The organism is Chryseobacterium sp. Leaf201, from assembly GCF_001421435.1.
Lineage (GTDB): Bacteria > Bacteroidota > Bacteroidia > Flavobacteriales > Weeksellaceae > Chryseobacterium.
In genome coordinates this window covers 37,845-56,460 of the sequence record NZ_LMKA01000123.1, presented here as the reverse complement: position 1 = coordinate 56,460, position 18,616 = coordinate 37,845, and the positions used below count along the sequence as shown (strand labels likewise).

The following is an 18,616-nucleotide window of genomic DNA, read 5'->3' as shown; positions in this document are numbered from 1 at the left end:
GATTGAAATTTCTGAATTACAAAATAAATGAAAATTTTATAATTAAATTGTGATACAATAAAATTAATTTGTTAACGTTTTTCAAAAAAATCAAATGTTTACTTGATTTATTGAATAATTTATTTTTTCTTTGTACTTTGAAAATATTTATATCGACTATGAAAAAACTAAAGTTGTTTTCATTAATAGCATTAAGTTCTACACTTGCATTAACCAGTTGCGGAGGATCTAACAATGGTGGCGGAACGAAAAAGTTTGTCAGCAAAACAGGTTGGAAACCAAACGAAAAACAAGGTTGGTTTTTTGCAGGAAAGCAACAAAAGCAGAAAGGGTGGCCGGGAATGGTATATGTAGAAGGTGGAACTTTTACAATGGGATTAGTGAAAGATGATGTTATGCACGATTGGAATAACTCGCCACGCAGAATGCAGGTAAGTTCTTTCTTTATCGGGGAAACTGAGATTACTAACTACGAATACCGCGAATACCTGACATGGTTGAAGTATGTATTCCCTCCAAGCGATCCGAGCTTTAAGGAAATCTATAACGGTGCACTGCCGGATACCTTATTGTGGGACAACAAACTATCTAGAAATGATTACAACGAGACGTATTTCCGTTCTCCGGAGTTTGATTACTATCCTGTAGTAGGGGTATCATGGACTCAGGCTAACAGATACTGCGAATGGTTGTCAGACAGAGCCAATGAGAAAGCTTTAATGCAAGCCGGTATCATCGCTAAAGATTTATATATCAACGAATCCAACAACCAGGGTGGAACGGCATTCAATATGGATAAATTCAAATCGAATGATCCTGAGATGCAGGGATATATCAATGAGAAAAGAATGCAGCAGAAATCTGGTATGAAAACAACCAACCAGAGACTATTGTCTGCCAACAGGGCTCCGGGTTCTGCAATGGTTCAGAAATTCAGACTTCCTACCGAAGTGGAATGGGAATATGCAGCTTTAGGCCTTGCTAAAAACAGAGAATACAACAGATACTTAGGTAAAGAACCTCAAATTGAACAGTTAAGAGGTACCAAAGGAAGAGACAGAGGGATGTTCCTTGAAAACTTCAAAATGGGAGCCGGTGACTACTCCGGGATCGCAGGATGGAAAAATGACGGAGCAGCTCAGACTTCAGACGTAAGACAGTTCCCTTCTAACGATTTAGGAATCTACGGTATGTACGGAAACGTGTCAGAATGGACGGCTGACGTATACAGACCAATCATCGATGAAGACTTCAGTGACTTCAATTACTACAGAGGAAACATGCCTCAGGCTATCGTAAGAAACGGAGACGGAACTTACAAAATGGTAGATGAAAGCAATATCAAATATGATACTTTAGCAGACGGAAGACTGGTTTACAGAAATTTACCGGGTCAGTTTGAAAGAGAAACCATTGCAGATTACAGAAACTACAGAGACGGAGACAGAATGTCTTCTCTGGATTACAGAAGTGCATCTGATTCTGCCAGCTCATACGACATGTACAATGCGCCTAAATCAAGGTTTATTGTAGACGGAGGCGGAAAAGTAATCTTACAGAAAGACAGAAAAGAAAGAACATCTGAAATTACTAATGATATCAGAGTGGTAAAAGGAGGTTCTTGGCAGGATACGGCATATTGGCTGGATCCGGGACAAAGAAGATACAAGAGCCAGGATAAAGCGTACGGATGGATTGGATTCCGTGTAGCCCAGGATGCCAGAGCTAACGATAAGAATAGAACAAGAAGATAAATAATATTATCAAAATAATTTTCAAAAACCTTCCGGAATTCTGGAAGGTTTTTTTATTTTTGAACCATGAATACAGAACAGTTTTACCCTTTGTTTTTACAGTCCGCAAACGTAACGATTGACAGCAGGAAAATTGAAAAGAACGATCTCTTTTTTGCATTTTCAGGTGATAATTTCAATGCTGCCGCCTTTGCAGATGAAGCGATAACCAAAGGGGCCCTGGCTGTCATTGTAGAACATCAGGACTTTGAAAATACAGACAAAAATATTTTCTATGTTCGTTCCACGTTAGAGCTTCTTCAGGAACTTGCGGTTTATCACAGGAAACAGCTTCAGATTCCGGTTATCGGGCTTACCGGCAGCAACGGAAAAACCACGACGAAAGAACTGATCCATGCAGTTCTGTCTGAAAAGTTCAGTGTTCAGTATACGTCAGGAAACCTGAATAACCATATCGGGGTTCCGCTGACCATTCTTTCCGTCAGGTCCGGACATGAAATGGCCGTGATCGAAATGGGGGCCAACCATCAGTGGGAAATCGAGCTTCTGTGTTCCATTTCACAGCCGGATTTCGGATATATTACCAATTTCGGGAAAGCCCATTTGGAAGGCTTCGGCGGGTTTGAAGGCGTTATTAAAGGAAAATCTGAATTGTATGATTATCTTATCAGCCATCAGCGGACTATCATTGTGAATGAAAATGATCCGGTTCAGGCAGAAAAGACACAAGGCTATTCCCCAACCGTTACCTTCGGGAAAGATACTTCGGATTACCAGTTTGAACTGGTTTCGGAAGACCATTTTGTAGGGTTGGAATATCAGGGCATAAAAGCCGTATCGAAACTGACCGGAGAATACAATTTTACCAATCTCTGTGCAGCAGCAAGCCTGGGCCTCCACTTCGGAATCGATTTTGAACATATTAAAAAAGCCATTGAACATTATACGCCAACCAACATGCGTTCACAGGTGGTAAAAAAAGAAGGACGGACATTGGTTCTGGATACGTATAATGCCAATCCCAGTTCAATGATTGCTTCCCTGGATAACTTCATTACTTTCGATGGCTCAAAAACCATTATTATCGGCGATATGCTTGAGCTTGGAGAGGAAAGCCAAAAAGAGCATGAAAATATTCTTAACTATGCCCAAAAGCTCGGTTTTAACCAGATTATTACTGTCGGGAAAAACTTCAGGCAGGTTAATTCATCAGCAACCGCTTTTGAAAGTACAGCAGAACTTACAGAATACCTGAAGCTGCATGAAATCCGTTCTGAAAATATATTGTTAAAAGGTTCCAGAGGGGTTGCCCTGGAAAAATCACTTGATTTTATTTAGTTTTTTCTGGTATCCCAGAATTCTTTGATGATCAGTTTGATGTTTTTAAACGTGCTTGGAAATACTTCATCCTCAATCTGAGCGGTGTTTTTCCAGGCTACTTCGGTAATTCCTTCTTCGGTCTGTGGTTTTGAAGTGTCCTCGCCGCTGAAATTCATTTCAAACCAGTGGGTGCATTTCAGAACTTTGTCACCGTTCCTTTCTACATAGATGTGAAAAGTAGTATTGATAAACCGGACCAGTTCCACATCGCGGAGGCCTGTTTCTTCTTCAATTTCCCTTATGGCAGATTCTTCTCGGGATTCACCTTTTTCCATTTTGCCTTTCGGAAGGTCCCATTTTCCCAGTCTCCTGATGAAAAGCGTATCACCGTCAGGGTTGTTCACCACACCGCCGGCAGCTTCAATAATCCTGAAAAGGCTCCGGAATTCTGCCCAGATCCCGTCAATATCTTCTCCGAATACGTTTAATTCTTTTACAGATGTATTTTCAAGCAGGTCCAGCGCAATCTCTAAAGTCATGGCATTTTCATATCCAATCGTCTTTTCAAGATTTTCAGACTGCTTAGACAGTAATAATTTTTTTTCGTTCACAAAAACTTTATACATTTGTAATAATTAAGAATTTAAATACAAAAATAAAAAATGAATTTAGAAGGACGAAAGATTATTGTCAATAAATCATCTAAAGAATTGGTAGAACTCCTGAAATCCCCGGAAAACTATAAAAATTTTATGCCGGACGGTCTTCAGAAGTTTGAAACAAGAGAAGACGGATTTAAATTCGGGTTACAGGGAATGCCGGAAATTGCTTTGAAAATAGACGAAGTCACTGACGAAAAAGCCGTTTTAACATCTGCAAGTTCAAGCCTTGATTTTTCATTAACGGCAACAATAAATCCGCTCAGCGAAAACCAGACGGAAGTACAGATGCTTTTTGAAGGGAAATTCAATCCGTTTATCAAAATGATGGTGGAAAAACCGCTCCAGAACTTCATCAATACCTTAACGGACAAGATTGAAGCTTATAAATAATACAGCGAAACCTTCAGAAATGAAGGTTTTTTTATGCAATAACTCCCGAGCTGTGGTCATGGCTGCTTCCTGTTGATGAAGAAAGCACATTGATTTCATTATTCAGCCTTAGAACGCCCATCAAAGCAAAGATCAGTGCTTCTTTGTATTCAATGATCTGGGTTCCGGGAATAACAATTTCAGTAGTCGTAAGGGATTTTATTTTCTCGGTTAAATAATGGTTGTAGGTTCCGCCACCAGTAAACAATACGTCTTTTAACCCATACTTATTAAACACATCTGCAATCTGCACGGCAATATGCTCTGTAAAAGTAGCCAGTGCATCAGGTATTTCTATGTTCTCAAATAAGGGGAAGATATGTTCGTTGCACCATTCAATACCTAAAGATTTAGGATGAGGCTGCCGGTAAAAAGACAGTCCGTTTAACTGAACCAATAATTCCTTATCAATATTTCCGGATCTGGCCAGGTCGCCGTTCTCGTCAAAGTTTTTGCCCAGGCTTTTTGCGAGCAGGTTCAGGACGATATTCACCGGAGCAATATCAAAAGCAATCCTCTGACCTTTGTTGTTTAAAGAAATATTGGAAAATCCGCCAAGATTAAGGCAGGCATCATACTTTGAGAACAGCAGTTGATCACCGATCGGAACCAATGGCGCACCGTTTCCTCCCATCAGCACATCCTGGCTTCTGAAATCATATATAACAGGCAGGCCGGTTTCTAATTTAACGGCTCTTCCGTCACCGATCTGTAAGGTGAATTTTCTTTTTGGCTGATGAAAAACCGTATGTCCGTGCGAAGCGATAAGATCGATGTGTTCAATCCGGTGTTTTTTAATAAAGGTATTGGCTGCTTTTCCCAGATAAAAACCATACTCCGAATGCAGTTCCAAAAGCTGTTCTGCCGAAAGATGGATGGAATGTCTCAGTTTTTCTTCCCACGCAGAAGGATAGGGAAGGGTTTCAGCTTTTATAATCTCGAAATTCCATGATAAGCCCTCTTTCTCAAACCTGGCAAAACAGATATCCAGACCGTCTAAACTCGTTCCGGACATCAGCCCGATTGCATGGAAGGTCATAGATAAGATTATTTTTTGTTTTCAGATAATTTAGTTGTGGTGAAGTCTCCGGAATTCTGGTAGAATACATACTCAGAAAAATCGTCTTTTGCCGTCATTCCGTGGGCCCCGATCAGCGTGGAGCCGTCTTCCATGGTTACATACACCGTATCCTTCGTGTAGATCCGTTTTTTACGCTGGTCCCAGAAAACGCTCTGCATGGCAAACCGCTGGTTTTCATTGGTGGTAATCCGTACATTGCCCCGGGCTTCGTAGAACTGTTTGTAATCGTAAAATTTTGCGTATTTCGCCTTGATGGTTCCGGGAACTTTCGGTTTTTTCTTGTCAAAAAACTGAATGTCAATTCCTTTTTTGGCTACCGTGTAAGGGCTGTCGATCAATTCATATTTTTCAATAATCGGGGCTTTGGCCCGCATGGTGACAAAACCGGAATCCCTCTGGATAATATTGGCGTTGTTGATGATCTGTGAAGGGAAGTTTTTACTCTGTCTGCCTGCGTTTTTGGTAAGGTCTTCTTCACAGGAAGTAGTGATAAAAAATATAGCACAACTAAAAAGGCATGCTATATTTTTTTGATATGATAATGATATGTTTCTGAAAAACGACATCTTAGTTATATAAAGTCTTTCTGAACCACTTATCAGCAAAATTGAAACCGACTTTCAGGTTGATGTAGTTCTGGTTGATCAGGTTGTTTTTAAGCGTCCCTCTTTTCCCCAGTTCAACACCGATTTCAAGTCCGCTCATCCTGGTAATGCTGCTGGTTTTAAATGGCAGAAGCACACCTCCGGAAATCCCGAACTTATTAATGCTCTGTCCGGCCAGCTTTAAGCTTCCTTTTTCATAGAACGCACCGTATCGGTAAACGATTCTTGACAAATAGTTTCTGAAGTTGTTGTAATTCGGTAGATACCATCCTCCGGCAGAAATCCTGTAAGAGTCCTGAAGATCTAAAGTGTTGCCAAAATAAGCAATGCTTTCTCCTTTTTTATAGTCTCCCTGTACAGATAAGAACCAGTTGTTTTCTTCACCGTATCCTACACCAATGGAAGCCTGCAGAGGCAGAAGGTTTTTAGAACTTGTGCTTTGCCGCTCAATAATGCTCTCATTGCTTTTGACAGTCTGTGCTGCGTCACCATAGAAATACGTGCTGTTTACGTAATCGGTCGTCATGTTACTCGTATTCCCGAAAGTAGTGGTGGCACCAACAGTGAACTTTCTGTCTGTACTGGTATTCAGGGTCTGGTAGCTTGCACCTAACGTAAAATTGAAATTCTTGATACTGTTTTTGGTTTCGTATCCGTTGATCAGCTCAGCATTTGACTGCGCAAGTTCATTCAGGTCATAAAGGTTTCCGAAATAGTAATTGGCTCTTGCACCTACTGCTAATTTATCATTCACTTTATAGCCTAAAGCAATCTGGGCGGTGTTTATTGTTCCGCTGCCTCTGAATCTGTTGAACCTGTTAGCATAGACTACACCATTTGTGTCTTTAAGCTCATCAGTATGCAGAATCTCGTAGCTTTTTGAGCTGTACGGCTGATAGGAAAGTCCCATTTTCAGCTTTGGAGACAGAGGGAATGCCAGTGAGATATTGGATAAATACGTAGAGTGTTTGGTAGACTTCGTATTGTTATAATCTGTTTTAAAGTAATTGTTTTCATTTGTCGCTTCCAGTTTGATACTGGTAAGGTCGAAATTAGCATTGTTTGCAGGGTTTGCAAAGTTGAAATTACTTGTAAAATCACTTATAAAAGCAGTTGATATACCTCCCATTGAGGTGGTTTCAATCGTATTATCATATTTTACATCCCCGATTCCGTAAGTCGCGTATGGTGAATTGCTTATATTCTGCGCATTAAGGAAATACCCAACTGATATAAATGATAGTACAAAGATTTTTTTCATTCTTTATTTTTAAAATAATGCGCAAATATCTTAAATATTAATGAATTGTAAAAATTATAAGAGGTTAAAGTTTGTTAAGGGGGGAATATAGCTACCGGCTGATTATCAATCAGCTTTGCTTACAGGCTTTTACAGTGATTTGTCTTAAACAGGCAGGCTGCTGACGGGCAGTTAACTTTTGACAGGATCCGTAAAAATTACCGTTTCCCTTTGATGCAAAATTCATATTCCGCAAACTTCAGCTTTCGCAAATTTCTTTATCTTTGAGCCATGAATTGGGAGAACATAGCCGGACAGGAAAATCTGAAAAAACTTCTGAAAGAAAGTATTGCCGAAAACAGGGTAAGCCATGCCCAGCTTTTTGTAGGGAAGGAAGGCTACGGTACACTGCCCGTGGTTCTGGCCTATGCAAAAGAAGTGCTGAGCCGCGAGAATGAGCATGCTGCCTCGAAAGTGGAACACCTCAACCATCTGGATTTACATTTTAGCTTTCCGGTTTTTACGGATAACAAAAATTCCTTAAGCAAAAGTAAATTTGAGGATTTCAGGGAAATGGTCCTAAATTTTCCTTACGCCAGCTATAATGACTGGACTGCTTTTCTGGAATCTGAAAATAAACAGCTTTTTATCTCTGCCGATGAAATTGATGACCAGAACCAGAAGTTTTCCTTAAAAAGCTTTGAAGGCGGAACCAAAATCCTGATTGTCTGGAGAGCCGATAAAATGAATACGGCAGCTTCCAACAAATTCCTGAAATTTTTAGAAGAACCTCCTGCGAAAACGGTTATCCTTTTAACTGCGGAATCTACCAATGACATGCTCCCGACCATTCTTTCCAGAACCCAGATCGTAGAAGTTCCCAGAATTGATGATGAAGATATAGAAGCATATCTTAAAAAGAACTTTGATGTTCCTGATGCTGCCTTAGGCGAGATTATCCATCAGGCTCAGGGAAACCTGAACGATGCCGTCCGTTTTTTAAAATCAGGGAGCAAAAGCGACGAATTCGAGAAACTTTTTATCCAGTGGGTGCGTGATGCCTTCATGGTGAAGAAAAAGCCCGCTTTCTTAAAAAACATAATCCTCTGGGCCAGGGAAATCGCCGGATGGAACCGCGAGAAGCAGAAATCATTCCTGAACTACTGCTCCGAAATTTTCAGGCTCGCTTTATTGCAGAATTATCAGTCTGAAGGTCTGGTATATAAAAAAATAGATGCCAACGGCTTCAACTGGGCCGGCTTTTCAAAATTTATCAGCGGAGCCAATATTGAAAGCATCCTGGAAGAAATCAGCACAGCAGATCTGCATCTGACAAGAAACGGCAATCCTAAAATCATCTGGACCGACCTGGGAATCAAATTATCAAGGTACATTCATAAAAATTCATAAGCTTAGATAATCAGAAAAGTATAAAACAGATCTTTTATACCATTTAACCGCACTTGATCTTTAACTGATTCGATTATTTCCTGTAATCGCGGATCTTTTATTTCTTAGAAATAAGATTAATACTCTATCATCCAGTCTTATAGACGAAAATATTAAAATAAAATTAAAATTGTAATTAAAATCAATCAATCGTTTGATTTATGCAAAATCTGTCGTAAATTTGCTCTCTGAAAAAATGAGAATATAAAAAATGATTTCAAAAGAAGAAAATATATTGTTTGCTGCCGAAAAGCTTTTTGCCGAAAATGGTTTTGAAGGAACCTCTACCCGGGAAATTGCAAAAGCGGCCAATGTGAATATCTCGATGATTTCTTATTATTTCGGTTCCAAGGAAAAACTTTATGAAAAACTGGTGGAGTACAGGGTAAATGAAGGACAGTTTTTTTCAAAGGATATTATAGAAAGGACGGATTTTAATGAATGGGAAAAGCTGGAAAAGATTGTCGACCAGTTTGCAGGAAGGGTAAGGAATCATAAATGTTTTTACAGGATTATGCAGCGCGAACAGCTTCATACACAGAACCCGCAGATTGTGGAATTTCTGAAGCAGACCAAAATCGGGTTTATTTCCATGTATTCAAGAATAGTGGAAAGCGGTATCGAAAAAGGGATTTTCAAGAAAAACCCGCCGGTCTACCTGATTCATGCCACGGTAAGCGGAACCCTGTTTTACGCCTCCAACGGCAAGGAAATGTATAAGGAATTCCTGAACAATGAAGATGCTGAAGACGTTTTTGAAGAAAAATATTACACAGAGCTTAATACACACATAAAATACTTATTAAAAGACCTTTTAGGTTATGAAGAGAATGAATAACTCAGTTATTGCACTGGCCCTCTTTGCGGGTTTTGCAAGCATACATGCTCAGGAGAAAAAAACACTTACTCTTGACGAAGCCGTGCAGTTGGGCATCCGGAACAGCAAGAGCCTTAAGATTGATGCCGCGAAGATCGAGGAGGCTACGGCAGACCTGCTGGAAGCCAAAAACAGAAAGCTGCCGGAACTGAAAGTTTCAGGAAGCTATATGTACCTTCCGCTGAAGCCGAATATCAACATCAAACTTCCGGGTGTAACCGGGGAGGGCGGCCCTGAAGTACATCAGGTAGCCTATGGATCTGCCAATCTCAGCGTTCCGGTATACAGCGGCGGAAGGATAAAGTACGGCATCGAATCTGCAAAATACCTGGTGGAGGCTTCCAAATTAAGCACGGAAAACAACAAGGTTGACATTGCTTATAATGTTGCCCAAGCGTACAATAACTTATTCAAAGCAAATCAGTCCATTAAAGTGCTGGAAGAAAACCTTTCCGCTTCCCAAAAAAGGGACGAAACTTTCCTCAAGCTTGAAAATAACGGGGTAATTGCCAGAAATGACCGGTTGAAGGCAAACCTTCAGACCTCGAACATCGAATTGCAGCTGCTGGAAGCCAGAAACAATTACAACATTGCCAATATCAATATGGATTTGCTGTTAGGCCTTCCTGAAAGCACGGAAATTGAAGTGGACCAGAATTATATTGATGAAGCAGAAGAAGTAAAAGCGGTTGATTTTTATCTGAGTACGGCCAGGGAAAACCGCAAAGACCTTCAGGCCCTGGAAAAACAGAGACAGGCAGCGGCACTGGGAACGAAATCGGCAAAAGCTGAAAACCTGCCTTCCATTGCACTGACGGGAGGTTATGTGGCAGCAGATATTCCTAAATTCTTAACCATCTACAATGCGGTGAATGTGGGCGTGGGGGTTTCATATAATCTGTCCAATCTCTGGAAAGAAAACTCTTCGCTGAAGCAGTCGCAGGCAAGGGAAATGCAGCTGTCTGCCAACAATGAGCTGCTGAATGACAACATTAAGCTTGATGTGAACAGGGAATACCAAAATACGGATTACTCCAAAAAAAGAATCGCTGTTTTTGAAAAATCTGCAGAGCAGGCAAATGAAAATTACAGGATCACCAAAAATAAATACGACAACGGCCTTGCAACCATGACGGAATTACTGGATGCCGATGCCGCACAGATTGCTGCCAATGTAGGCGTAATCAATGCAAAGGCAGACGCCGCGCTGGCCTACAGAAAACTATTACAGACAACAGGAACTTTAACAATCAAATAAAATTAAGAACGATACCCAAAATGGAAAATAATACTACACAAGCGGCTGAACCAAAAAAGAAGAAAAGCCTGGTTTTCCCGATCATCCTGGCGGTTGTTTTAATCGGTGGAGGAATTTACGGATACAATGCCTATACCTACGGGCAGGTTCATGAAGAAACTGACGATGCCCAGATTACATCCAATATGTCACCTGTTATTTCTAAAATTTCAGGCTATGTTACCCAGGTAAAAGTAAAAGATAACCAGTTTGTGAAAAAAGGGGATACCTTGGTTATTCTGGACAGCAGGGATCAGAAGATGGCCCTTCAGCAGGCTGAAGCTGCTTTAACAACGGCAAAAAGCAACATTTCCAATGCAGAAGCGTCCACTACGGCAACTTCTAAAAATATAGGATCTTCCCAGGCGGCAGTTACCACAGCCAATGCACAGATTGAAGCGGCCAAAGTAAATGTATGGAAAACTTCCCAGGATTTAAAAAGATACGCAAATCTGGTAAAAGACCATTCCATTACAGAACAGCAGTATGAACAGGCTCTGGCAGCAAAACAGACCGCTGACCGGCAGCTTCAGGTTTTAGTGGACCAGAGGAACCAGATTGCCCAGCAGACTAATATTGCTTCTTCCCAGACAGCAGCCAGCTCCCAGCAGATCAGTGTTGCCGGATCCGTGGCGAAACAAAGGGAAGTCGATGTGCAAAATGCAAAATTAAACCTGTCCTATACCGTAATTCTTGCTCCTGAAGACGGATACGTGGGAAAAGTTCCGATTCAGGCCGGGCAGTACCTGCAGGCAGGATCCCAGCTGTTTGCCCTGGTTAAGAACGACCAGAAATGGGTAGTGGCCAACTTTAAGGAAACGCAGGTGGATAAAATGGTGGAAGGCCAGAAAGTTAAAATCGAAATCGATGCCTTCCCGGACAGGGAATTCGAGGGTGTGGTAAGTTCATTCTCCCCAGCAACCGGGGCTACATTCTCCATCCTTCCTCCGGACAATGCAAGCGGTAATTTCGTAAAAGTGGTGCAGAGGCTTCCTGTAAAAATCGATTTTGTGAACCTTGACAAGAATGTAGCAAAAAGAATGAGAACAGGAATGAACGTGAAAGCAGAAGTCTCCCTTAAATAAAACACGTATCCAGTATTAATGTACGGTGTATTCATGATTCCGGGTTATTCATTATTTCCTGATCCGGAATCTCCGGTTAATTCATCAATACATTTACGCACATACATTTTACATTAAAAACTATGCAAGATTCATTAGTAGAATACGGAGCACGGAGAGTTATCATTACGATTACGGCTATCCTTTGTGCGCTGCTTGAAATTGTGGACTCCACCATTGTCAATGTTGCCCTGAATGAGATGAAAGGGAACCTTGGAGCCACACTTTCAGAGGTAGGCTGGGTAATCACGGCATACGCAATCGGTAACGTAATTGTGGTACCGATGACGAGCTGGCTCTCGCAGCAGTTCGGGAGAAGGAACTATTTCGCGGCTTCCATTGTTATATTTACCATCTTTTCCTTCCTGTGCGGGAATGCGACGAATATCTGGGAACTGGTGTTTTTCCGCCTCATGCAGGGAATCGGCGGGGGAGCCCTGCTGGTAACTTCACAGACCATCATCACGGAATCTTACCCGATTGAAAAAAGAAGCATGGCCCAGGCCATTTACGGCCTCGGGGTGATCATCGGTCCTACTTTAGGTCCGCCTTTGGGAGGATATATTGTTGATAATTTCAGCTGGCCGTATATTTTCTATATCAACATCCCGATTGGGATTGCAGCTACTCTGATGACCTTACAGTTTGTAAAGAGCCCGAAATATGCAGAAAAACGGAAGGTTTCGGATGTAGACTGGATCGGGATTGCTTTACTTGCCATTACCGTAGGCTCACTGCAGTTTATCCTGGAAAGAGGGCATGAAGAAGACTGGTTTGAAAGCGGAATGATCGTTACGTTTACCATTTCGGCAGTTTTAGGATTTATACTGTTCCTGTGGCGCGAGCTTACCTTCAAGTACCCGATTGTAGAACTCCGCGTACTTAAGAACGGAAACCTGAGAATCGGGACGGTGATGTCATTCGTACTCGGGTTCGGCCTGTACGGCTCTACATTTATTGTTCCGCTGTATACGCAGAGTATTTTGGGCTGGACGGCACTTCAGTCAGGAGCCCTGATGATCCCGGCTGCCCTGACAACGGCTTTCATGATGCCGATCATCGGAAGGTTACTCTCAAAAGGAGCAAAACAACAGATTCTTGTTTCTTTAGGGTTGTTTATCTTCTTCATCTACAGTTTCTGGGGGTATAAAATCCTGACACCGGATACCAGCAAAGATGCGTTCTTCTGGATGCTGATTGTGCGGGGTGCCGGTCTGGGACTCTTATTCATCCCGATTACTTCACTGTCCTTGAGTACACTGAAAGGGCAGGAAATCGGTCAGGGAGCAGCTTTTACAGGGATGATGAGACAGCTCGGAGGGTCTTTCGGGATTGCGGCCATTACCACATTTATTGCCAATGCCAGTCAGAAATACAGGGTCAACCTGATTACCCATCTTGACGAAACCGATTTTGCAGTCCAGCAAAGACTGAACGGCCTTAAAGCAAGTTTCACGGCAAAAGGAATGACCCCCGATGCAGCAACCAATGCCGCATATAAAATACTGGATTTATCCGTAACCAAACAGGCAACCGTACTGTCTTATATGGATGTGTTCCTTTATCTGGGTGTGGTTTTCCTTGTGTGTATTCCGTTTATCCTGTTTATCAGGGAACGGAAAAGCAAAGAAAAGATCGATTTAAGTGAAGCGATGCACTAAATTTTACTTATACTAACAGAAATCCTCCGAAAAACTTTCGGAGGATTTTTTTATCTGAGGCTTCTTACGTTTACATCAGGTTTTTCTCCCTGCGGAACAATAAACACAGCATTATCACTAATGGTATCTCCCGCATCAAAATAATAACTTCCGGTTACAGGAATGGTGTAGGAGGTAAGTTTCCCCGATTTATCATATGCAGAATAAGAAACATTGACCATCTGCGCTTTCATTTTCAGCTGGATTTTTTTGGAAGTGAGTTTTGCGCCTGTGGCATTAATACAGTCAAGCTCTGCAATATTGATATTGGTAACAATTTGCGGAAAAGAAGACATCCGTATGTTATAAGACTTATCAGAGGTATTCTTTACAGATGCCGAAACTTTGTAACGGTCAAAATTTTTCCCGCCTGCCTGTATGCTTTCTTTATTGGTAATGTTAAACGTGACTTTCATACCGTTTACATCAATGGTTTCTCCATCAGAAATTTTCTGGGCATGGATTAATGCTGCACAGCAGATAAATACAAATGTCAACCATGGGATAACTGAGTTTTTCATATTGATTATTTGGTGTTAATGGAGAACTAAAATACGCAAAAGAATCGGGACATGGGTTTTTGTCATTGAGATTCGTCAAAATGCCTACATACAAACTCAATAAGGCTACGCAGGAATTCTCATTTCTTCAGACATTTGCCTTATCAATTTTAAACAAATTATAATGCAGAAAACAATTTTTATTACAGGAGCATCATCAGGTTTAGGAAAAACAGCGGCAAAATTATTTCAGTCAAAAAACTGGAATGTCATTGCAACGATGAGAAACCCCGAAAATGAAACAGAACTTACACAACTGAAAAATGTAACCGTATTAAAGCTGGATGTTTCGGAAAAAGACGGGCTGGAGAAAACAATTGCTGAGGTTTTGGAAAACCATGCCGTTGATGTGGTTTTAAATAATGCAGGCTACGGATTAATCGGGCCCCTGGAAGCTTTTACAGATGAGCAGATTCATAAACAGCTGGAAACAAATTTAATGGGCGTGATCCGGGTCACAAAAGCCTTTATCCCTGATTTCAGGATGAAAAGAGAAGGTACTTTCATCAATGTAACTTCCAGTTTCGGATTGCTGGGTTTTCCAACCTGTTCTGTTTACAGTGCCACAAAATTTGCAGTTGACGGATTTTCAGAGAGTCTGGGATATGAATTGGCCCAGTTTGGAATAAATGTAAAAGTGGTCGCTCCGGGTGGGATTCAGACTGACTTTGCAGGACGTTCGCTGGATGGGTCTTTTCATGAGTCTTACGGGAAATTAATTTCAAAAGTTCAGGAAGGGTATAGTCCGGAACAGATTGCCGGTTACTCAAAGCCTGAAGATATTGCCGCTGTTATTTTCGGAGCAGCCACCGATGGAAAGCTACAGTTAAGATACATTGCCGGAAAAGATGCCAATGCTTTATATGATGAAAGAAATAAAACCGGAATCGAAAATTACGTGCAGAAAGTAAAAGGTGAATTTATGTTTAAATAGAAATATAATATTAAAAGTTAGTTTTCCAATTTGTAATTAATTCCTCCTGCCAGCCTGTTGTCACAAATCTATATTATATTTACGGTATGAAAACAGTAAAACCCCCGGTTCACTTCAGATCGTTGTCCGCACTGCATCAGGCGATGAGACAACCTGCGCCGTTGCATCCGTTGATCAGCATTATAAATTACGGAGAAGCTGTTTTTGATCCGGAAGATTTTGAAAACGGGATTAAGCTTGACTTTTATAAAATTTCGTTTAAGACAGAATTTAACGGAAAGATAAGATACGGACAGGGATATTACGATTTTGAGGAAGGGGGCATGTCTTTCGTTTCCCCCGGCCAGATTCTTAAAATGAATGAAGAAGAAGCCGATTACAGCGGAATGTCTCTTCACATTCACCCCGATTTTCTGCAGCCGTATTCTTTAATTCAGAAAATAAAAAAGTACGGGTTCTTTTCCTATTCCACTGCAGAAGCACTTTATCTTTCAGAAAAAGAAAAGAAGACCGTTTTAGCTGTTTTTGATAATATCCGGGGAGAATTGAATGAACGGATCGACCAATTCAGTCAGGATGTTATTATTTCACAGATTGAATTGCTGCTCACCTACAGCAACCGCTTTTACAACCGGCAGTTTATCACCAGAAAAGGGGTGAATAATGATCTGGTAACAAAAATGGAAAAGATCCTGGATGATTATTTTGATGACGGGAAAAGCCTCCGGGGCCTTCCCACAGTAGAGTACCTGGCTTCTGAACTGAATCTTACAGCAAGATATTTAAGCGATATGCTCCGTCAGCACACCGGACAGAATGCACAGCACCACATTCACGATAAATTGATTGAAAAAGCAAAAGAATATTTATCAAACGGGCGGTTTTCTGTCTCAGAAACGGCTTATCATCTGGGTTTTGAACATCCCCAGTCTTTCAGTAAATTATTTAAAAAGAAAACCGGACTGACTCCCAACGGATTCAGGCAATCACTTCAAAAATAATATAAATGAATCATAATAATTTAGATGAAATAATACGGCGTTCTCTTGTAATCAGAGAAAAATATCATCAGCTGGAAAGCCGGCAAAAGGGTGAAAAATGGAGAGTGGAACAGGACGCTTTGGCTTTTCTGACAGATGCAGCCTTAGTTGGAAGAGATATAATGTCGCATGAAAAAACATGGCCAAAATCTGATTCAGCAGAAGAACTTAAGCATAAATTAGCAGAAAACATCTGGTGGCTGATCATTCTGGCAGACCGTATAGGAATGGATATTAAAGATGCCTTAGACACGTTTTTAACGAAAACCGAAAATATACTGAAATGAGTTACTGTTCAGCCATAGAAAACATGCAGCCTGAAAGCAGAAAGGCCCTGCATAAAAAATACCACGACCACCATTACGGTTTTCCGATTCATGATGACAACGAACTGTTTGGCAGACTGGTGATGGAAATCAACCAGGCAGGATTAAGCTGGGAAACAATCCTGAAAAAAGAAGATGGCTTTCGAAAAGCGTATGATAACTTTGATATTCAGAAAGTGTCCTCCTATACAGAAACCGACCGCGAAAGGTTACTGAATGATCCCGGCATTATCAGGAACCGGCTGAAGGTAAACGCGGCGATTGAAAATGCAAAAACCATTGCCGGGCTGCAGGAAGAATTCGGTTCATTCGAGAAATGGCTGGAACACCATCACCCGAAAACATTACCGGAATGGATGAAGCTGTTCAAGAAAACCTTCAAATTCACAGGCGGGGAAATCGTGAATGAATTCCTGATGAGTATCGGTTATCTGAAAGGCTCCCATGATGAAAACTGTCTGATTTATCAGAAGGTGTTAGAGCATGAGCCGATGTGGAACAAAGGGTAGAGAGATTATGTATTAGAATCCGCTATATCAGATCGAAATTAATAATGAAATATGAATGCGATTGAGAATTTTTCTTTATCTGATACGATAAGATGTAATTTATTATTTTTTGATTATTCGTGACGTGATAATTTTTTTGTCTTTTGAATATATATTTAGTTGATAAGTACCGGATATAAGTGATTTCAGGCTCAGATCTAAACCTTGTTTGTGTGAAAAACTGTTTGTGTATATTTTTTTTCCTGACATATCAAAAATCTCTGTTGTAAGGTAATCATATTTCTTGTCTAATCGGATTGAAATATTTTCAATGAACGGATTAGGATAGATCTGATAAGAGGTAGGTGCAGCGGATTCTTTTGTTCCTAAACTGGAAAGATCATTAAAGAAATAAACAGCCCCTGTACTTGCACTAATATTACCTCCTGTAGAGTCAAAATCATGATCAGGTGCCCCAACTGCAATACTGTTATTATTTACGCTTAATCCGTAACCGAATCCATCATAAGGATTTGAATCATTATTATAGATTTTCTGCTTTTGTACCCAGAGATTATTTTCCAGTTTGTATAGAAATACGGCACCTCCACCAGTTGCTGCTGTATTAGTAGCACCGGGCGCACCAATGGCAAGCAAATCGTTTTCCATAGAAATTTCTGATCCGAAATAGCTCGATCCATTGCTGATGGTCTGAACATGCGTATACTGATCTGTTGCCGCATTAAACTTATATATGGCAACAAACCTTGCATAATAAGCTGCAGTTATAAAAAGATAATCTCCATTGGCATACGTAGTAAATCCAAACTGGGTATCACCGGTAACAGGAGAATTGATGGTCTGATTAATTTCCCAAATATTCGAAGTTATATTTTTCTTATAAATAATTACTTGTCCGGCATTTGCAGTTCCATTCACGTTCTGTGTTGAAACACCCGCAAATACCCTGTTATTATAAACATGAGTATCTGCATTATAAGTGGAAGGAAATGTCTGCTTAAAATTAAACTTCTGAGTATTGCTGTTATATTCATAAATAGTAACATTGGAACTCTGTGATCCTACTGCTAATGTATTAGAGTCGGCACTTAACCTGTTTCCGAAATGAGTATAGGCAGTTGCTATTGGAGGAGTGATTTTCTGTGTCTGGATCCAGTTTCCATTGCTGTCTTTATTAAAAAGATAAACCGCTCCTACTCCGAAACTTGTTCCTGATTTTTTTTGCCACGCACTGATAAATAATTTATTATCGTCACCCAAAGCGAACTTTTTCCCAAATTCATCACTGTTTTCGCGATCATTGGGGACAAGTTTATTTTTCTTTACCCAGGAATTATTCAGACGCTCAAAAATATAAAAGCTTCCTGCCTTAAAGGTGCTGTTCTGCTCATCAGAATCATAAGTGTTTCCGTATGCCGAGCTGTATAAAACATTATTTTTCAACAGCAGATCAAAGCCAAATGAATCACCACCTCTTCTTATAACGGGAGTAAGTTTACCAGTTTGGGTCCAGTTTTGAGCAGGAAAATTGGTAAGAAACAAAATAGATGAAATAATAAAAAATTTTCGCATTGAATTTGTACAGGTTATTAAAATTAAATTACAGATTTAATCTTTTGGCAAAAATAGATAATTTTTTAATGCTGATTGCACAAATATGCTTTTATCTGTTTGTATTACAGATTATAAAACCACAAGATTAAGTTAAT

18 protein-coding genes are annotated in these 18,616 nt (G+C 40.5%); 12 read left to right on the top strand and 6 right to left on the bottom strand.

Annotation, left to right across the window (positions count from 1 at the left end; all coding sequences use genetic code 11):
• Nucleotides 1-158 precede the first annotated feature (158 nt).
• On the top strand, nucleotides 159-1,754 hold the full coding sequence (gene gldJ, locus ASE55_RS18105; RefSeq protein ID WP_056223049.1) for a gliding motility lipoprotein GldJ: 1,596 nt from the start codon (nucleotides 159-161) through the stop codon (nucleotides 1,752-1,754).
• Between the two features lie 66 nt (nucleotides 1,755-1,820).
• Entirely contained in the window at nucleotides 1,821-3,092 is a 1,272-nt protein-coding gene (locus ASE55_RS18100; RefSeq protein ID WP_056223047.1) for a UDP-N-acetylmuramoyl-tripeptide--D-alanyl-D-alanine ligase, read from the top strand.
• Here ASE55_RS18100 and ASE55_RS18095 read toward each other — a convergent pair.
• Complete coding sequence (locus ASE55_RS18095; RefSeq protein WP_056223045.1) at nucleotides 3,089-3,700, bottom strand: NUDIX hydrolase; 612 nt, start codon at nucleotides 3,698-3,700, stop codon at nucleotides 3,089-3,091. The genes ASE55_RS18100 and ASE55_RS18095 overlap by 4 nt on opposite strands.
• 36 nt (nucleotides 3,701-3,736) lie before the next feature.
• Here ASE55_RS18095 and ASE55_RS18090 point away from each other — a divergent pair, with 36 nt between their 5' ends.
• Entirely contained in the window at nucleotides 3,737-4,126 is a 390-nt protein-coding gene (locus ASE55_RS18090) for a hypothetical protein (protein ID WP_056223043.1), read from the top strand.
• Nucleotides 4,127-4,157: 31 nt separating this feature from the next.
• On the opposite strand, the gene ASE55_RS18085 is transcribed toward ASE55_RS18090, so the two are convergent.
• The 3 genes from ASE55_RS18085 to ASE55_RS18075 are packed head-to-tail and all read right to left on the bottom strand — an operon-like array spanning nucleotide 4,158 to nucleotide 7,112.
• Complete coding sequence (locus ASE55_RS18085; protein ID WP_056223042.1) at nucleotides 4,158-5,204, bottom strand: anhydro-N-acetylmuramic acid kinase; 1,047 nt, start codon at nucleotides 5,202-5,204, stop codon at nucleotides 4,158-4,160.
• A gap of 8 nt (nucleotides 5,205-5,212) precedes the next feature.
• On the bottom strand, nucleotides 5,213-5,812 hold the full coding sequence (gene lptC / locus ASE55_RS18080; RefSeq protein ID WP_056223040.1) for an LPS export ABC transporter periplasmic protein LptC: 600 nt from the start codon (nucleotides 5,810-5,812) through the stop codon (nucleotides 5,213-5,215).
• A 1-nt stretch (nucleotide 5,813) separates the two neighbouring features.
• Entirely contained in the window at nucleotides 5,814-7,112 is a 1,299-nt protein-coding gene (locus ASE55_RS18075; protein ID WP_056223037.1) for a hypothetical protein, read from the bottom strand.
• 270 nt (nucleotides 7,113-7,382) lie between these two features.
• Here ASE55_RS18075 and ASE55_RS18070 point away from each other — a divergent pair, with 270 nt between their 5' ends.
• From ASE55_RS18070 to ASE55_RS18050, 5 genes are all read left to right on the top strand, one after another.
• On the top strand, nucleotides 7,383-8,501 hold the full coding sequence (locus ASE55_RS18070) for an ATP-binding protein (protein ID WP_056223034.1): 1,119 nt from the start codon (nucleotides 7,383-7,385) through the stop codon (nucleotides 8,499-8,501).
• A gap of 250 nt (nucleotides 8,502-8,751) precedes the next feature.
• Entirely contained in the window at nucleotides 8,752-9,378 is a 627-nt protein-coding gene (locus ASE55_RS18065; protein WP_056223031.1) for a TetR/AcrR family transcriptional regulator, read from the top strand.
• A complete protein-coding gene (locus tag ASE55_RS18060; protein ID WP_056223028.1) occupies nucleotides 9,362-10,675 on the top strand; it encodes a TolC family protein in 1,314 nt (437 codons plus the stop codon). The genes ASE55_RS18065 and ASE55_RS18060 overlap by 17 nt, the downstream gene beginning before the upstream one ends.
• A 20-nt stretch (nucleotides 10,676-10,695) precedes the next feature.
• The gene (locus ASE55_RS18055; protein ID WP_056223025.1) at nucleotides 10,696-11,799 is read left to right on the top strand and encodes an HlyD family secretion protein; all 1,104 of its coding nucleotides are present in this window, start codon (nucleotides 10,696-10,698) and stop codon (nucleotides 11,797-11,799) included.
• 122 nt (nucleotides 11,800-11,921) lie between these two features.
• A complete protein-coding gene (locus tag ASE55_RS18050) occupies nucleotides 11,922-13,499 on the top strand; it encodes a DHA2 family efflux MFS transporter permease subunit (protein WP_056223021.1) in 1,578 nt (525 codons plus the stop codon).
• Nucleotides 13,500-13,549: 50 nt separating this feature from the next.
• Here the strand turns inward: ASE55_RS18050 and ASE55_RS18045 are convergent, their stop codons facing one another.
• The gene (locus tag ASE55_RS18045) at nucleotides 13,550-14,059 is read right to left on the bottom strand and encodes a hypothetical protein (RefSeq protein ID WP_056223018.1); all 510 of its coding nucleotides are present in this window, start codon (nucleotides 14,057-14,059) and stop codon (nucleotides 13,550-13,552) included.
• 163 nt (nucleotides 14,060-14,222) lie between these two features.
• On the opposite strand from ASE55_RS18045, the gene ASE55_RS18040 reads away from it, so the two are divergent.
• The 4 genes from ASE55_RS18040 to ASE55_RS18025 all read left to right on the top strand — a co-directional run bounded on the left by ASE55_RS18040 (nucleotide 14,223) and on the right by ASE55_RS18025 (nucleotide 16,907).
• The gene (locus ASE55_RS18040) at nucleotides 14,223-15,032 is read left to right on the top strand and encodes an SDR family oxidoreductase (RefSeq protein ID WP_056223015.1); all 810 of its coding nucleotides are present in this window, start codon (nucleotides 14,223-14,225) and stop codon (nucleotides 15,030-15,032) included.
• An 86-nt stretch (nucleotides 15,033-15,118) separates the two neighbouring features.
• Nucleotides 15,119-16,033 carry a helix-turn-helix domain-containing protein gene (locus tag ASE55_RS18035; protein WP_056223012.1) on the top strand — a complete coding sequence of 305 codons (915 nt, stop codon included), beginning with the start codon at nucleotides 15,119-15,121 and terminating at the stop codon, nucleotides 16,031-16,033.
• 5 nt (nucleotides 16,034-16,038) lie between these two features.
• Complete coding sequence (locus ASE55_RS18030) at nucleotides 16,039-16,359, top strand: hypothetical protein (RefSeq protein WP_056223010.1); 321 nt, start codon at nucleotides 16,039-16,041, stop codon at nucleotides 16,357-16,359.
• Nucleotides 16,356-16,907: a DNA-3-methyladenine glycosylase I gene (locus ASE55_RS18025; RefSeq protein WP_056223006.1), complete on the top strand. Its 552-nt coding sequence runs from the start codon at nucleotides 16,356-16,358 to the stop codon at nucleotides 16,905-16,907. The genes ASE55_RS18030 and ASE55_RS18025 overlap by 4 nt, the downstream gene beginning before the upstream one ends.
• 102 nt (nucleotides 16,908-17,009) lie before the next feature.
• Here the strand turns inward: ASE55_RS18025 and ASE55_RS18020 are convergent, their stop codons facing one another.
• Entirely contained in the window at nucleotides 17,010-18,479 is a 1,470-nt protein-coding gene (locus tag ASE55_RS18020; protein ID WP_056223001.1) for a T9SS type A sorting domain-containing protein, read from the bottom strand.
• Between the last annotated feature and the right edge of the window lie 137 nt (nucleotides 18,480-18,616).

What these genes read in the sequence shown, in the direction of transcription:
- gldJ (WP_056223049.1), top strand. Translation starts at nt 159, where the DNA reads ATGAAAAAACTAAAGTTGTTTTCATTAATAGCATTAAGTTCTACACTT.
- ASE55_RS18100 (WP_056223047.1), top strand. Translation starts at nt 1,821, where the DNA reads ATGAATACAGAACAGTTTTACCCTTTGTTTTTACAGTCCGCAAACGTA.
- ASE55_RS18095 (WP_056223045.1), bottom strand. Translation starts at nt 3,700, where the DNA reads ATGTATAAAGTTTTTGTGAACGAAAAAAAATTATTACTGTCTAAGCAG.
- ASE55_RS18090 (WP_056223043.1), top strand. Translation starts at nt 3,737, where the DNA reads ATGAATTTAGAAGGACGAAAGATTATTGTCAATAAATCATCTAAAGAA.
- ASE55_RS18085 (WP_056223042.1), bottom strand. Translation starts at nt 5,204, where the DNA reads ATGACCTTCCATGCAATCGGGCTGATGTCCGGAACGAGTTTAGACGGT.
- lptC (WP_056223040.1), bottom strand. Translation starts at nt 5,812, where the DNA reads ATGTCGTTTTTCAGAAACATATCATTATCATATCAAAAAAATATAGCA.
- ASE55_RS18075 (WP_056223037.1), bottom strand. Translation starts at nt 7,112, where the DNA reads ATGAAAAAAATCTTTGTACTATCATTTATATCAGTTGGGTATTTCCTT.
- ASE55_RS18070 (WP_056223034.1), top strand. Translation starts at nt 7,383, where the DNA reads ATGAATTGGGAGAACATAGCCGGACAGGAAAATCTGAAAAAACTTCTG.
- ASE55_RS18065 (WP_056223031.1), top strand. Translation starts at nt 8,752, where the DNA reads ATGATTTCAAAAGAAGAAAATATATTGTTTGCTGCCGAAAAGCTTTTT.
- ASE55_RS18060 (WP_056223028.1), top strand. Translation starts at nt 9,362, where the DNA reads ATGAAGAGAATGAATAACTCAGTTATTGCACTGGCCCTCTTTGCGGGT.
- ASE55_RS18055 (WP_056223025.1), top strand. Translation starts at nt 10,696, where the DNA reads ATGGAAAATAATACTACACAAGCGGCTGAACCAAAAAAGAAGAAAAGC.
- ASE55_RS18050 (WP_056223021.1), top strand. Translation starts at nt 11,922, where the DNA reads ATGCAAGATTCATTAGTAGAATACGGAGCACGGAGAGTTATCATTACG.
- ASE55_RS18045 (WP_056223018.1), bottom strand. Translation starts at nt 14,059, where the DNA reads ATGAAAAACTCAGTTATCCCATGGTTGACATTTGTATTTATCTGCTGT.
- ASE55_RS18040 (WP_056223015.1), top strand. Translation starts at nt 14,223, where the DNA reads ATGCAGAAAACAATTTTTATTACAGGAGCATCATCAGGTTTAGGAAAA.
- ASE55_RS18035 (WP_056223012.1), top strand. Translation starts at nt 15,119, where the DNA reads ATGAAAACAGTAAAACCCCCGGTTCACTTCAGATCGTTGTCCGCACTG.
- ASE55_RS18030 (WP_056223010.1), top strand. Translation starts at nt 16,039, where the DNA reads ATGAATCATAATAATTTAGATGAAATAATACGGCGTTCTCTTGTAATC.
- ASE55_RS18025 (WP_056223006.1), top strand. Translation starts at nt 16,356, where the DNA reads ATGAGTTACTGTTCAGCCATAGAAAACATGCAGCCTGAAAGCAGAAAG.
- ASE55_RS18020 (WP_056223001.1), bottom strand. Translation starts at nt 18,479, where the DNA reads ATGCGAAAATTTTTTATTATTTCATCTATTTTGTTTCTTACCAATTTT.